13 protein-coding genes and 3 pseudogenes are annotated in these 14,667 nt (G+C 45.9%); 9 read left to right on the forward strand and 7 right to left on the reverse strand.

Annotation, left to right across the window (positions count from 1 at the left end; translation table 11 throughout):
- Positions 1-86: 86 nt before the first annotated feature.
- The 3 genes from AAC853_RS10125 to ltrA form a co-directional block, all read right to left on the reverse strand.
- Positions 87-1,094 carry a tyrosine-type recombinase/integrase gene (locus AAC853_RS10125; RefSeq protein WP_340614497.1) on the reverse strand — a complete coding sequence of 336 codons (1,008 nt, stop codon included), beginning with the start codon at positions 1,092-1,094 and terminating at the stop codon, positions 87-89.
- A gap of 102 nt (positions 1,095-1,196) precedes the next feature.
- Complete coding sequence (locus tag AAC853_RS10130) at positions 1,197-2,207, reverse strand: TraI domain-containing protein (RefSeq protein ID WP_340614498.1); 1,011 nt, start codon at positions 2,205-2,207, stop codon at positions 1,197-1,199.
- A 313-nt stretch (positions 2,208-2,520) separates the two neighbouring features.
- The gene (gene ltrA / locus AAC853_RS10135) at positions 2,521-3,909 is read right to left on the reverse strand and encodes a group II intron reverse transcriptase/maturase (RefSeq protein WP_340614499.1); all 1,389 of its coding nucleotides are present in this window, start codon (positions 3,907-3,909) and stop codon (positions 2,521-2,523) included.
- A gap of 220 nt (positions 3,910-4,129) precedes the next feature.
- On the opposite strand from ltrA, the gene AAC853_RS10140 reads away from it, so the two are divergent.
- The 3 genes from AAC853_RS10140 (at position 4,130) to AAC853_RS10150 (ending at position 6,625) form a co-directional block, all read left to right on the forward strand.
- On the forward strand, positions 4,130-5,449 hold the full coding sequence (locus AAC853_RS10140; protein WP_340614500.1) for a TNT domain-containing protein: 1,320 nt from the start codon (positions 4,130-4,132) through the stop codon (positions 5,447-5,449).
- Positions 5,450-5,453: 4 nt separating this feature from the next.
- The gene (locus AAC853_RS10145) at positions 5,454-5,801 is read left to right on the forward strand and encodes an immunity 8 family protein (protein WP_340614501.1); all 348 of its coding nucleotides are present in this window, start codon (positions 5,454-5,456) and stop codon (positions 5,799-5,801) included.
- Positions 5,802-6,211: 410 nt separating this feature from the next.
- The gene (locus tag AAC853_RS10150; RefSeq protein WP_340614502.1) at positions 6,212-6,625 is read left to right on the forward strand and encodes an Imm63 family immunity protein; all 414 of its coding nucleotides are present in this window, start codon (positions 6,212-6,214) and stop codon (positions 6,623-6,625) included.
- Between the two features lie 101 nt (positions 6,626-6,726).
- Here AAC853_RS10150 and AAC853_RS10155 read toward each other — a convergent pair.
- Positions 6,727-6,932: pseudogene (locus tag AAC853_RS10155) on the reverse strand (IS66 family transposase); the annotation flags it as partial.
- Between the two features lie 440 nt (positions 6,933-7,372).
- Between AAC853_RS10155 and AAC853_RS10160 the strand changes: the two are divergent.
- Together AAC853_RS10160 and AAC853_RS10165 are read left to right on the forward strand one after the other, a co-directional pair.
- Positions 7,373-7,519: a hypothetical protein gene (locus AAC853_RS10160; protein WP_273571435.1), complete on the forward strand. Its 147-nt coding sequence runs from the start codon at positions 7,373-7,375 to the stop codon at positions 7,517-7,519.
- Between the two features lie 310 nt (positions 7,520-7,829).
- On the forward strand, positions 7,830-8,747 hold the full coding sequence (locus AAC853_RS10165; protein ID WP_340614503.1) for an integrase domain-containing protein: 918 nt from the start codon (positions 7,830-7,832) through the stop codon (positions 8,745-8,747).
- Positions 8,748-8,826: 79 nt separating this feature from the next.
- Here AAC853_RS10165 and AAC853_RS10170 read toward each other — a convergent pair.
- Positions 8,827-9,593, reverse strand: a protein-coding gene (locus AAC853_RS10170) for an IS5 family transposase (protein WP_340614504.1) whose coding sequence is annotated in 2 segments (ribosomal slippage) — positions 8,827-9,218 and positions 9,218-9,593 — 768 coding nt in all. Because the reading frame shifts where the segments join, the coding sequence is not laid out codon by codon here.
- 355 nt (positions 9,594-9,948) lie between these two features.
- On the opposite strand from AAC853_RS10170, the gene AAC853_RS10175 reads away from it, so the two are divergent.
- From AAC853_RS10175 to AAC853_RS10185, 3 genes and pseudogenes are all read left to right on the forward strand, one after another.
- The gene (locus AAC853_RS10175) at positions 9,949-10,542 is read left to right on the forward strand and encodes an antirestriction protein (protein WP_340614505.1); all 594 of its coding nucleotides are present in this window, start codon (positions 9,949-9,951) and stop codon (positions 10,540-10,542) included.
- Positions 10,543-10,638: 96 nt separating this feature from the next.
- Positions 10,639-11,055 (forward strand): antirestriction protein, encoded by a 417-nt coding sequence (locus tag AAC853_RS10180; protein ID WP_340614506.1) that lies wholly within the window; start codon positions 10,639-10,641, stop codon positions 11,053-11,055.
- Positions 11,025-11,357: pseudogene (locus tag AAC853_RS10185) on the forward strand (conjugative transfer ATPase); the annotation flags it as partial. The gene AAC853_RS10180 and the pseudogene AAC853_RS10185, both read left to right, overlap by 31 nt.
- 616 nt (positions 11,358-11,973) lie before the next feature.
- Here the strand turns inward: AAC853_RS10185 and AAC853_RS10190 are convergent.
- Positions 11,974-12,873, reverse strand: a complete 900-nt coding sequence (locus AAC853_RS10190; protein WP_340614201.1) for an IS982 family transposase — start codon at positions 12,871-12,873, stop codon at positions 11,974-11,976.
- Positions 12,874-13,030: 157 nt separating this feature from the next.
- Here AAC853_RS10190 and AAC853_RS10195 point away from each other — a divergent pair, with 157 nt between their 5' ends.
- The gene (locus AAC853_RS10195) at positions 13,031-13,402 is read left to right on the forward strand and encodes a thioesterase domain-containing protein (protein WP_340614507.1); all 372 of its coding nucleotides are present in this window, start codon (positions 13,031-13,033) and stop codon (positions 13,400-13,402) included.
- Here AAC853_RS10195 and AAC853_RS10200 read toward each other — a convergent pair.
- A pseudogene (locus tag AAC853_RS10200) lies at positions 13,367-14,490 on the reverse strand (ISAs1 family transposase). The gene AAC853_RS10195 and the pseudogene AAC853_RS10200 sit on opposite strands and share 36 nt — an antisense overlap.
- Positions 14,491-14,667: the final 177 nt, after the last annotated feature.

Consider the following 14,667-nt stretch of genomic DNA (forward strand, 5'->3'; position numbering starts at 1 on the left):
ATCAATTGTTGATGCAGGGTAGTTCGCTCACGCTGCCTCCTAAATCCAGTCTGAGACCTGCCCTGATTTTTTACCTGCCGTTGTGCTTACACGGAAAGATCCAGATAGAACGCCAGCTCGCTTTCCAGCGTTTTACCCGCAATTTCCATATCGATATCGATGTATTCCATCGTGGTTGCCAGACTGCGGTGCCCCAGCAGGCTTCTGACCAGCTGTAAATTACGATCCGGTGCTTTCATCAGCTCAGTAGCCAGTGTATGACGAAAACGGTGAGGGGAAACGGCAAAACCACACTCTTTAGACAACCGATTGAAGAAAGAACGGATATGCTGCCTTTCTTTATCGTGATCATACCGGTAACGGCTCATCCGCCCATGAGAGTGCAAACCCAGACGACTCAAATCAAACAGCGGATCATCGTCTTTTGCCCCACAGGCTTTTGCCTGTTCAACCCGTTTCGCCAAACGGGGTTTAAGCTGACGAATCATCGGTATCCGCCATTCACTGTGATTTTTACTGCCCTCGACACGCAGAACAATATAATTGCTGTCCAGATTGATATCCCGCAACCGCAGGTGCAATAGCTGATTCTGGCGCATCCCCGTTAACCGGAACGTATCCAGTACGGTCAACCAATATCCGGTCGGGTACAATGCACAGCGGCCTCCCCGGGGGGTTACCTGCATACGTTCTTCTTCCTCGTACTGTCCCATCAGCAGATAAAGGCGGGTTATCTGGGATTTACTCAGGATTTTCTTCGTCTTCTTCTCTTTTTTCACTGCCGCATTGTTAAACGGGTTTTCAGTGAGCGGCAGAAATTTTCTTTCCATCACGAAATTAAAAATCGCCCGCAGGTGGGCCACCTTATTGTTCCAGGTATGGCTCGACTGTTTTTTCTCCAGCAGAAGATGACGCCGCCACCGCAGCACATCCCGGTGAGTAACCTGTTCCGGCAACACCGTTTCCCCCATAAACCGGATAAAGACCCGGGTAACTTTGCGATAACTCCATTCGGTGGCCGGCCGCAGCATATGTGAAAAAAAGTACTCTTCTAATAACTCATCCCAACTGATTTTTTCTGTTGCAGGCAACATCTTCTTTTTTTCCTTAATGAATTAAATAAATCATGACATTCAATTGTTAATAAATGGTTTTATGGAAATACAAGATATAAATAACCAGTTAAACTATTTACATTACAATAATGTATTGTGGTTATCTTTGGTGGCAACATTTTCTTTATCCGGGACAGACTGTTTGGCGAATTTCGAGCCGTGATGATGATTTTTTGTCTTCTCCTGATGAGAGGAGTCATGACCGGATTGAAATAAAGACAATAACGTCAGGGTATCACTCTCGCCGGATGGCTCAGATGCTGATACCGTTTCTGAGGGGAAACCCGGAGAAGCCTGACTGGGTTCAGGTAATCCCCCAGTGACATCAGGCACCTCAGCAGAATCCCCCGGTTTCAGTAAAGGAGATGCCACCTGTCTGGCGGCTTCCTCAAGCAGTGCGTCAATCAACGGCAGGGAGGATGAGTGACCACCAAGATGCAATACCAGACAGATCCATGCGTCCGGCACCAGAAACAACCAAGTCACCGCCTCTTCCGGCAGTAAACGGGCTGCCATCATGGCGTTCAGTGGCACAGATAAATCTGGCCGGGACAACCGGAACCGGAAACGAAAGCGACGGCCTGGCGTCCATAATCCCGGCTGCCAGTCATGCCCGTCCTCCAGCTCCCCTTCCAGTTGCTGCAACAAGGGCAGGTGGTAAAACAACGCCGCCCAGAACACCACCGCCTGCCATAACAGGCTCTGTGCCGCCTGCGTTTCCGGTGCCGCCCCTGGTGGTAACAGATGACCCTTCGCCAGCCGCACGGCACAGGTGGTAAATTGCAGCGTCAGGTCGGCAAATCCCCCAGTCCCTGACCAGTCACCTTCCGGTGTTGCCGGCACCTGCTGGGTACTGCCCAGCAATTGCTTCACCGGTGCAAGATAAAAACGCTGATACAGCCCTTCCGGCAAGGCACTGTTTTGCCATAATTGCTGAAGACACTGGCGGCGCAGGGGCGTTGCCAGTAACTCGTCAGCCGATTGCGGCCGGAAATAGCCCCGGCTGTCACGAATAGCTGCCGGTTGTTGCTCGGGGGATTTTTGCGGTGGGGCAGACTGGCGGGCAAAATGCGATTTAAAACGTTCAAACATGGTCTTTCCTCTTTCGGTTCAAATTGGGCTCAGTGTCGGTGAATCCCAATCGGAAACAAGGAGAAACTCTTTTTGCAGAAATGAAAATTAAACTGACCCGATTCATCCATGGATTCATTTACCGGGTCACTTTAATTCTAATTATAAATCAATGCATTAATACTACTCAAAAATCGGGATAGGGGCTAATCTCACGATTAGCCTCCTCCCCCCAAACTGTCGGACATGCCCGGCACAATCGAGTAGGAGACGGGATCACTCCCGTCGTCCTCTCACACCACCGTACGTACGGTTCCGTATACGGCGGTTCATGTTAACGCTGGAACTGCCGATGTTGTTCCAATAGTGATAGTAAGCCTGCTTTCCTGAGTAGCGACACTTTTATCGCTTGGTTCATGTGGCTCGAACCTGCATTCCACCATGCTCCACGCTGGTTACATGCCGAACTCCACGCCCGTTGTTCGGGTAAACCCGCTGCCATTAATTTCTTGGCTCGCGTGTACGGACTCTTCCACTGACGCCATAATAAACAGCGTAGTTTCCGGTTTATCCAGCTGTCCAGCTCCTCCAATACGCCTTTTACCGCTGTGTATCGGAAGTAGCTTATCCAGCCTCTTAGCACTGGAGTTAACTCATCAATGACCCGTTTGACTGATTTTGAACAGTGACCCGTTGTTAGGTTACGGATTTTCCCTTTTAGTCGACTGAGGCTGCTGCTCGCGATTTTCAGGCGAACGCTTTTGTGCCAAGTTACGCTGTACCCTAAGAACTTGCGTTCCCACGGTCTCGCAACCGCACTTTTCTTCTTGTTGATACTCAATTTTAGTCCCCTTTCGAGGTAGTCACTGAGATCGTTAAGGAGATGTTCACCCGCTTTCCGACTCCTGACATAGATATTGCAGTCGTCTGCATAACGGCAGAAGAGATGTCCTCGCTTTTCTAACTCTTTGTCCAATTCATCCAACAATATGTTGGAGAGCAGCGGTGACAATGGACCACCTTGCGGCATGCCCTGCGTTCGCTTTATATGCTCTTTTCCCTCCCTCATCGGTGCTTCTAGATATCTGCGGATCAGCTTCAATACGCATTTATCTTTGATTATCCGAGCCAGTCTCGACATCAAAATGTCGTGATCGACCTTGTCGAAGAACTTCTCTAAGTCCATGTCTACAACCCATCTTTTCCCGCTGTTCATGTGCGCTTGTGCTTGTTGCACCGCTTGCCATGCGTTACGGGATGGTCGAAAGCCATAGCTAGATCGAGAGAAAATTGGCTCAACTAAGGGGCTCAGTTTCTGCGCGATGGCTTGTTGGATCAGTCTATCTACCACCGTTGGGATATCCAATGTTCTCACTCCACCGTCTGGTTTTGGGATGTCCATTTTACGTATCGCTCGGGGGAGATATTCTCCGGCCATTAATGCCCTTTTGACACTGGCCCAATGTCTTTTCAGCCACGGTTTCAACGCCTGTATGCTCAGGTTATCTACCCCTGCCGCACCCTTGTTTTCCACCACTCGCTGATAAGCAAGCATCATGTTGCTTCTTTCTATCACCGTTTCCATTGTCAACGGCATTTCCGCTTCCGTTTGCCCACTGACCGCCGTGTCGGTTTCAGCACCACAAGGCTGCTTTGACGACTTCTGTTCGCTATCCTGGCCTGTGGTGGCATTCTTTTGCCTTTGTGCGTCATTAATCGGCATCGAGTATCAATGTCCTAATTGCGGTTAAACATGTTCTGCCCTTCGTGATGTCGGTTAATTATCACTACTACGGCGTCGGCTGACTTCTGTCATTCCATCCCAACACCTCTCGATATTGGTAGCACATGACCACTACATTCCACAACCGGACGGCACAGTCGCTCATTATGCGTTTCCGATGTTCCAGTATGGAAAAGCCGATGCACTGACAGATAACCTTGTGTATAAGGATGGTAAATACCAGCTATCAACTCGTGCAGGTGGTTTGATACAGGCAGCAGGTGGGGCAGTTGAGATTATTGGTGGTGCAGTGTCTTGTGGTACAGGTATTGGCTGTGCAGTTGGTGCAGTTATGGCCACACAAGGAATTGATAACCTGTATACCGGTTCGAATATTCTGGAATCAGGCAAGCCTATCAAAACGATGGGAGCACAAGGACTTGAAGCATTGGGTGTCCCACCAGAATATTCGGAAATTACCTATGCAGCAATTGGATTGGGTGGTTCTGTAACCACGGTATTGACATCACCGAAAACAGGGAAAACTGTGACGGTTTTGGTGGACAAGGATAACAGGATCACAAGGTCTTTCTCTGATAAGGGAAATGTACCAAATGGAAATTCAACGCCAAAACAGACAAATCTTCCCAGTAATACCATCGCAGATGCAGAAGCGGGTGGATATTCATATTACGATAAGTTTAGAAATAAAGATGGCAGTTGGAATTGGCCTAAGAATTTAGGTTTTGCTGAAGATCCTGTTAAAACGACTCTTCCTGTAGGAATGCGTTTGGACAGATATGGGGAGCCTAATGGTTCATTCTTAGCTCCTCAAGGAACTCTTTATGAACAAAGAGCACTGGCACCAGGTGCAAGAGCTGAAAAATACTATGAATATGAAGTTATAAAACCTTTACCTGTATTGCAGGGGAAAATTGCACCAGCCTTTGAACAGCAGGGGGGAGGAATGCAAATTTTACCTGCTCTTGAGGAACGGGTTAACGTGCAATGGCTTATAGATAATAAATATATTAAAGAAGTTAGTACGGGATTAAAATCACCCAAAACAGGGAAATTTGATGGGAAATCACTACCTAATGCTGATAAAGGAGCCAAATCGGAATCCGTAGGAAAAACTACAAGCGGTGCAGAAAATATCGCCACTTACCCTAAATTGAAAGAGGATCTTACGAAGCAAAACCTCAATCATATTGCTTCACAGGATCCGAGATTAGCCGCTGTGATTAAAGGTGATAATGGTAAAGTCAATTATGGTGTGGGAACGGGTACTCGAGCAGATGCGGATAGATTAGGCAAAATTTGGGTGGGAGATGGCGCAAGACCTACAACCGATGGAACTGGCTTAGTTAGCACTGATGGTACACGTGTATATAGATATCCCAAAGAAAAACCTAACGCACCAATCTCTGTAAATCCAACAGGGGTTCAGGCTAATTTTGAAACGTACACCATTAATCCAATAACAGGACAAAAAGTTAAAATTGGTGATGGTCATTTGAATGTATTTAAAGAGAAATAAGAAGATGAAAGCTGTGTTAAAAACCTTAGGAAATGATTGGTGTGATCTTAATACTTTCGTACCTGAAGAAGTTGATAGTTTTAATTTATTGCTAACTCTATCTATAGGTCCAGAACAAGAAGATGGTATAAATTATTTTCAGGTAAATGTTTGTACTCCTGAATGGCTTTGCAAACACCAATGGGTGCCAGAATTGATGCGGCATACACTTCTGGTACGTAAATATGATTTGGATGAAATCCAAAAAATCATCACAGACTATATTGATCAGTGCGAAGGTGATGACTGGATGGAAATAGCCCAAAAGCTTTCCCGTGTCTTTGCCTGGGAATATGAGGATTACCAATCTTAAAAAGAATCCCGGCCATGAGCAGGGATCTTCTTTTTAGCAGTCAGTTGTGCTCAACGAGCCGGATAATCGTAAGGCTGTAACGGTCCGGTGATCTCACCTTGCTTTGTCAGATAAGAACAAAGTAGGATTACTCAGCAAAGGGGAGAGAAAAGATAACTGATGAGTCAAAATACGCACTATACGAGGCATTTAATGATTATCCTAAGTGGTGGTAATCAATAAATATTGAATCCCGGCTAGTGAACCGGGTTTTTCTAACCGCTATAGAATTTCACCGATTAAATATGAAAAACAGTAGAAAAAGGCTACAAAAGTGTCTGAAATTTCTTGATATATAATTGATTATGATAGTGGTTGGTTGATGTAAAATGGCCTTTGAAGAATAAATATATTTAATGAGGTTGACTAAAATGGTGCGTTCGTTTGATGAAATACAAAAAAAAGTTAATGAATTAGGCGCAAAAATCAATCTCCACTGTAGAGATCTACACATTTTTGCAGGATCTCCGGGAGATGGCAGACCTCATATTACTTTCGACGATAATCAATATAATTATGTTTATGCTGAAAGGGGATTCGAATTTTCCAGAAAAGTTACTTCATCACTGGATGAATTGCTTTATTGGATTATGTCTGATTTTGTTCATGGAGTAGCATTTCAATATGAACTGAAACATCGCATTGAAAATAGAGACGGGAGACGTATTGCTTTTCCGATGATAGTAGAGCTTATGGGGGAGCTCAATCCAGCATGGAAATTAAGAGCACAAAATGAGATTGATGAAACGCTTTCCAGAAGTCCCTATGACGACAAGCAGTATTAATGATAAAGATCCGGAATTTCAATGTGGCCGATCTTGTTCATAATTTAGCTAAACGGCTTCTCAGGCCAGAGCAGGAGTTCATTCAACTGATGGTTGTTCGGCTAGGTGGGTAACCGATGCAAGACGTCACGTAACCAGACCTAGGAATCATGACCATACCATTCGTGTTGGCCGTTTCAAGCAAACTCATCACCATGGCGATCCGCTGTCCTGCGGCTAGTGAACCCGAAAACAGCCTGTTTTCTCGCCCCACAGTCATACTCCGAATCGCATTTCCCGCCCGGTTGTTGTCTATCGGAACCCAGCCAGCATTTCAGTGTATAGGCTATATTAATTTCGGGCATCTCACAAGCCTGTCTACATTATAAACAGAGGAAAATACCATTATTTCCATCAAACAAAAATTTGACCTCGCTCAACCTAATCGATAAGGTATTTAACTGTTACCAATGATCCATTGCCTGTAAGGATCAGCGTAAAGCGGCGAAAGAAAGCTCCCGTAGCCTGAGAGGGAGTGCATGCAATGCGGTACATCTGCGCACTTTTGGAAGCAGATATCCTCGGACACCTAACCCTCCGTCTGAGGATGAAAGTCTCCCGGTGGTATTCATCATCGGCTATTCACATACATAACCGAGCAGAACATACTCTGCCTTACGTTAATCGATACCGTTTTAACCGGTACAACATTCACCTGCATTTTGCATTTATCACGAAAAACGTCCCGAAAACGGCGCGGCGTCACTTGTGTTAAAGCGCAGCGTTTACCAAGTGACGCCGCAAAGCGGCCAACGTCCAGAGCACGTAGAGCCTGACTTTACGGCCGATTTGAACCCCGCATTACTCAGTGAAACCACGCAAAACAGACCATTAACCGCCATTTTGTTTGATTGATAAACGATCGTCATATCGGATTTTCAACCCGCTGCCTGATTGCAGGCTGATGCAGTAAAAATGAAGGAGAAATGAATCACGTCAAGATAATGAGGCGTTCACCCTGATTGGATTAGGCCCTGAACGGGGAGCATGTCATCGCTGTGCTGAGCACGTCGCGAGCTCCTGCAATAACTCAACACAATCCCGCCCTGCTACACATTGTCTGACGCACCACGGAACGGTGAACCTGAACCGACACGCAGGGAATTGTTTTAAAAACGACTCAAAAAATGGCTAAAACACAAGCAAAGCAGCAGGAGAGGCGAGAATGGCGCAGGGATCGACACGTTCAAAGGTTGAGCAGTTCAGAAAAGCCTTTATTACTCATGCCCGACAGGCGGGCGGAAGTTTTGTGACAGTGGCTGATCGTGAGCGGATTGCCCGGTATTTCCTTGATTATTTAAAAAACAATGGCATCAAACTCCGGCAAATGGATAGCCTGAAGGTGAAATATATTGAGCGCTACATCGCTGAACGAAAAGCTCACCATATTAATCACCGGACATTGCAAAATGAAATGTCGGTGCTGCGGGCCATTTTAGCGCGGGCGGGAAAGCACAAGCTGGCTGATCCCGATAATGCCCGCCTGAGTAACCGGGCATTGGGTATCGCTGAGACGAGCCGCAAGGGAACGAAAACGGCATTGACACCGGCCGCGTTCCGGGAAATTTTTCAGCAGGTGGAACAAAAAGACCGGCGCGTGGCAGCGGTGATGCAACTGGCTTATGTACTGGGGCTGCGCACCAAAGAAGCGATCGAAGCCTATAAATCGTTAGCGACCTGGAAAAAAGCGCTGGAAAACGGGCATACCTCTGTGCGGGTGGTGTTCGGCACCAAAGGCGGACGTCCAAGACAAACGGTCATACTGGATCGGGAAGCCCTGCAACACGCGATTGCTTATGCGGAACGCGAGCAGGCCGGGCGTAGCGGCAAATTGATTGATAAGCCCACTATCACCCAGGCCATAGATCGCTATCGGTATATTGTCAGAAGGGCAGGATTGAGCGGCAAGAAAGCCCCACACAGTATGCGCTACCATTTTGCCCAGCAATCTGGTGAACATTATACCGCGCAGGGCTTCAGCGAGCAGGAAGCACAGGCCCTGGTCTCGATGGATTTGGGACATGGCGATGGGCGCGGGCGCTATATCCGGCAGGTGTATTACCGGAATATTGAGGGTGAATAAAAGTGTACTGATTTATACACGACCTGACCTTATGGTTGGTGCAATACAACTGAATTTTACATTTGGCTAGATAGTGTCGTCATGAGATACTTAACCAAAGAGCAAGGCAACGGATTTGGACCGCGGCAAGAAACGATGCACTATTTTTGGCATAGCGGGTTGCTATGCCACGCCAGCGTTTAAGATGAAGAAACGCATTTTCAACTAAATGCCTGAGTCGATAGAGGTCTCGATCATATTCGCGTTTCACTTTGCGATTTTTTCGGCCGGGAATTTGCGCTGCCATGCCTTGTTTTTTTGCTTGTTCAACAACGGTATTACTGTCATAGCCCCGATCCGCTAATAAATGTTCTGCCTCTATTCCGTCAATCAAGGCCTCAGCTTGTGAGCAATCCGCTGTGGGACCGCTTGTAATAAGCGCTCTGATCGGCATACCATGCGCATCCACGGCCAGATGTCTCTTTGTATTGAGCCCCCTTTTGTGCACCCCATATCCTGATTGCCTCCTGCCGCTCCTGCGGCATGGGGATGAACCTTAATATGACTGGCGTCAATCATCAGCCATTCGAAATCGGGTTCAAAGATGAGTTCTTCAAGCAGTCCTTCCCATACGCCTTTGTCCCGCCACCGACAAAAACGGCGATGCGTATTTTTCCAGTCGCCATAATCGGGCGGTAAATCTCGCCAGGGTGCGCCTGTCCGTAAAATCCAGAACACGGCATTAATAAATAATCGATTATCATAAGCAACACGCCCCCAGGCCCCCTTACGCCCCGGTAGGTGAGGTTCAAGCAAACTCCAAATATGATCGGAAATATCGTGACGGCGGTGTGCGGGTGTGCTCATGGTTAAGTCATCCATTCATGTAATATAGGGTGATTATTACATGAATTTATTTATGACGACACTATCTAACCATTCATCATCTATCTCTAACTTATTTTTGTCCAGAAGTGAGTTAGAGCAAGTTGCCTGATTTGGTCACACCATAAAATTAGAACGGGTAGATTGCATTCGAATCAATTCAAATAATGCCATCGTGCTTCTGGCATTATTTTCTGTCCCGGAAAATGAATTACGCATTGACCTTATGACTTCCGTTTATTATCGTGATAAGGCTTACATATGATCCGGTCGCTTGTGAGGATCACCTTCGGGCAGCGACACCCACACTCCCGTAGCCTGCAAGGGAGTACACACTGTGTGGTACATCTGCCCACCTTTGGAAGCAGATATCATCTTTGTTGATGATGAAGGTTATTTAATCCACGCTGGCAACCCAGCCAGTCAACCCGGACGGGGAACATGCTTCCCGTCGGGCAAGGTGTTCTCCGTTATTTTAAAGGAGTCCACCATGCAACAAAACGAAACCAGGACAACGGTGCATGCTGTACCGGCGTCTGAATTGTCCCCTTTTGCGGACGTCTTTCCGCGAAGTAGCCCACTGGAATTGAGGTTGCTGGAACACTCGGTCATTAAAGCGGCGGTTACGCTGTGTGAGGATTACCGGTGTGATACCTGGCAGTGCCGGAAAGTGTCCGACAAAATTGCCTATGCCGTGCCGACCCGCGCTGACACGTATAGGGTCAAAATCGAGACCACTGACTTTAACAGCGAGGTGTCAGCGGATACGTTCGGGCTGATGGTCACCCTGACGGTACTGGGCTATCTGACGGCACTGGTAAAGCAGGATGAAATCGCTGAACGGTTGTGTGATTTGCGGGAATATGCGCTGCAACACCCCCAGGCCCCGTGTATCCGGGCGGCTTTAAGTTTAGCGGGGGCATGGCGATAATTTAATCTACCCTGGCACAATGCCAGTTACCCGACGGGGAATTCCTTTCCCATCGGGCAGGGTGTTCTCCGTCTTTTTTATTTACAGGAGAACATCATGCAAGAAGGTGACCTTATCATGCTGGACAGTCTCGCGCTGTCTGCGGCATTTCCCGGTAAAAAATCGCTGGAGCGGTTGTTTCTGGGGTTTCTGATTGTCAATACCGCTTCAACGTTATGCAAAAATGACCCGTATGAACAATGGACAGGCCGGCAGGTGTCTGAGTCGCTGGCCTATATGGTGCCGACCTCAGCGAAAAACTACCCGGTTTACCTGTCGGACACGCAGTTAACGGTGACACTCTCAGCCGATGCCTTCGGGCTGGCGGTGACGTCAATCGTGCTTGCCCGTATCGCCGCGCTGAATGAGCTGAATGCGGATGCCTGTCGGTTTCGCGAATTGCGGGAATATGCGAAGCAACATCCGGAAAATGGCCTGATAGAGTCAATATGGCGGAATGGTGGTTGTGCCTGACCATGCCGCCGGATGAAGTCGAGCAAATCGCCCGTTTCAAAAAACTTAACGAAGAACAGAAAGCTGTCTTGCTCTCCGCCAGTAAATTACCCCGCTGTTATACCGAAGGCGTGGTGCTGGCGAAAAAAATCGAAGCCCTGTTCCGGGTCGTGCCCCCAAGCCTCTATCTGGCGTTGGGGATGACGGAAAAAGAAGAAAAAGCGGAACGACGGGCGTTAATGCGTGAGCACCAATGCAGTGAACTGGAGGCGGCTGTGTTAGTGGCAAGGAGAATGGATGGAGAACGGGGATTGAAAATTTAAGCTGTATATACTAATTTAACTTCAAGGTGTAGGTTTGCCATGATTTATAATCATTTTAAATCAGTATTATATGAATTTTTTATCATGTATCTTCAAGTTTATTAATTATAGTTTAGTTACAATTTGAGAAATGAAAAGGGATAATTTTTTAGGTACGCCTTCAACATTCTATAGTCAAGCTGCCGGACATATGCACTAGGTTTACGGGGGAAGCGTTACACTTGAAAGTTAAATCTGGCAAGTGAAATCCCACATTGGTTTATTATAATGTGCATTTATACGTTATCCCCGGAAGACTTATACATGCCTGTGGCTACTTTTGGGGAAGATATTTATCTGCTTGAATTTTTTTGGTGTTAATGTAAATGATTGAATTTATTTTTAATGCGATAATTAGTTTATTAAAATGTATTTTATATTAACTATGGCTTTTTTTAGTATAGTAAACATAAAGTCAACATAAATGTGCTTTTTATTGACGAGGGTGCTTGTTGAGTGTCATGATTTGCATCAGAAAATATCTTGGGTTTATTTTTTATATTGCACAACGGAATTAAAGGCGTTTTGTTTTATAGGAATAATGCTTTAAAGATTAAGAATAACGCGATGCTCAACTTTAGCTCCCTATAACATGGGCTTGTTGAAGCCAGTCGCGTTGACTTTTACCTTGTTTAAAATTGGCAAAAATACCCAGTGTATGAGAAAGCAGTTTTCTGGCTATTCGATTACTCAAATGCCACAAATCCCGTGCCCAGCACTTCTCGATAGCAAATTGCCCAGCGAGTTGACCAATGACGGTTTCAATTAAGCGCCGTTTGGCATTAATGCGCTTTCTTGTTTCTCTGGGGACTGGGTCATCCATATTGGCACGCACCGGGGCTATCATTTCAATACCCGACTGCTTCATTTCCTCTTGAAATTCAAAACCTAAATAACCTTTATCGCCGAGCAAACAGCCTTTTATTGGGCTAGTCAAGTCCCAGACCGCTTCACGCTCACTGACATTGGCGGGCGTCAATGTGAATCCCGTTACTACGCCAGTTTCATCTATCATGAGATGCCCTTTAAAGCCGTAGTAAGTTTCGTTTTTGGCGGCGCAGTACCCATAATCAGCTTGTCCTTTAAAGCTGGCACTGCCTTTCGCTCTTTTGAATCCACAGATGGGCAACGGAAATCCGTCGACAATATGTACCGGCCTATCGAACGCACCCAATAACCTCGCCAGCTTTTCTTGCAGCTTTTGTTTAACAGCCCAAAGATTCGCAACCTGTTTAGCAAAATTGGCGCGTGAACCCAGTCCCGGAAACCACTCGCACCAGTGATCACGAAAGTACGTCCAAATTCCTTTATCCGTTGAAAAGCCTAAGAATTCACCTACCACTTCCATCGTGATGGCTTCCGCATCGCTCAGCTTAGGTGGGTATCCCCGGCTTCTGAATCGAGAGCTTTGCTGTAACGCCGTTAAATTATCGTCTACCCAACAAAACACCCAAATGATAAAATCTTGCTGTGACATAGCCTTTGTTCCTTTATTTCTCTCAGTTTGGCGACTTAAAGTTATAAAGGAGCGGCTATGTCATTTCAACTCACCATAAAAGTCGAGCATCGCGTTAAGAATAGCTATTGTCTTTTAGTACTAATAAAATAAAAGGATAACTATAATAGAGGTTCTCATGAATGAACGGAATATATTAGTCTTTTTTCCATATGCAGGTGGAAGTGCCAGCTCTTTTGATATTTTAAAAAAACATTTATCTGAAGAAGTTAGAATTATCTCTATGAGTTATTCAGTCAGCGAGTTTTCGGTATCAAAAAATTTCACAGACTTTTTTAGTGTATTATTGGAAAACCTCAAAAATCAGCTCAAAGAATTTGAGGGAAAACTTATTTTTTTTGGTCACAGTATAGGAGCTATTATTGCCTACGAACTGGCGGTATTGGGCTGTAATTATATAAATATTCAGAAATTAATTGTATCTGCGTGTAAGCCAGGGCAAGAGCGTGAATGCTCACTTCTTGCCCAACACCGTAAATCCTGCGACTAATACCTTGTCCAGATAGTTAATATCCATGCTCGCAAGCCGTTGTTTTCGGCGAATACTCGCTTTTTTGGTTGTTTCTGCCCGCAACATATTGACACTGATATGACGCATACATCCCAATATTTCAGCCGATTCTCCCCGATGGATAAGGCAAGCATCTTCTCCCATAGTGACATCAAGAACCCAATGTAATCGTGTTTCGATCCCCCAATGGCTCCTGACAGCGGTCGCAAATTTATCCGTGTTTAGCTCCGCTGAACTGATGTAATAACGATAATCGAGCGACTCTTTTCCTTTATTATTAATTCGATACCCGATTGCTACGCCGATGCTTTTTAAGTTTTTCCATTCAGGAAATGGTTGAGATAACGCTTGTGCAGACAATACATGATATTCACGCGCTTCTATACGACCATGCCCTTGTTCTATCGTGATATTTTCGGCATGACTCACTGCTGAGACTTGCGCAGACAACGCCTTCTTGACGGCGTGATACAGCGTTTCCTGATTGCCTTTCACCGCCAGAAGATAGTCACCTTCTTGCTGCACAATTTGTTCCGCAATCTTCGTTTGACACCCCATCGCATCAATCGTTATCAGGCAGCCTTTGATATCCAGCAAACGGAGTAATTTAGGGATCGCAGTGATTTCATTGGACTTTTTGTCTGTCTTCAATTGCCCCATCACAACGCCATTCTGGGTGGCAAACGCACTTACATCGACTGCCGATCCTTGCCGTGATAAGTTCCCCGCAATGTTTTCCCGTCAATGGCGATAATTTCCCCTTCAGAACGTTCATTAATCCCTTGAACCCACTGGATAAAACAGTGCTGAAACTCAACAGGATTGAGACGAGAAATAAGTCGAGCGATAGAATCATGTCCCGGTATTCCATTCGGGAAAAGTGATTTTTTTTGATACCAGTCCAAATACGTTTCGCCGAAATCTTCAATATCTTCCCATCCTTCCGCGCCGGCGATGATGGATGTAATTGCCAGAAAAAGGATATCAAACAAAGGATAACTGATCTTAGACGACTGGCGAGGGTCTGTTAACGTACTGAAATATTGAGAAAAGGCATCGATGCTCATGAGAATACTTCCTAAAAAAAGAAGGATGAGATGATGTTTTTTCTTATCCGTCAACCCTAAATTTTGTTAACAAAAAATTCACGCTCTCACCCTGGCGTGTAAGCCCCCTGAATTATTGGCCAAATCTGAAATATTTAATTCAGAGGATAGGGGCTGTGGATGTTTTGTGAGGGGAAT

It is taken from the genome of Xenorhabdus thailandensis, assembly GCF_037996785.1.
In the GTDB taxonomy this organism is placed as follows: Bacteria; Pseudomonadota; Gammaproteobacteria; order Enterobacterales; family Enterobacteriaceae; genus Xenorhabdus; species Xenorhabdus griffiniae.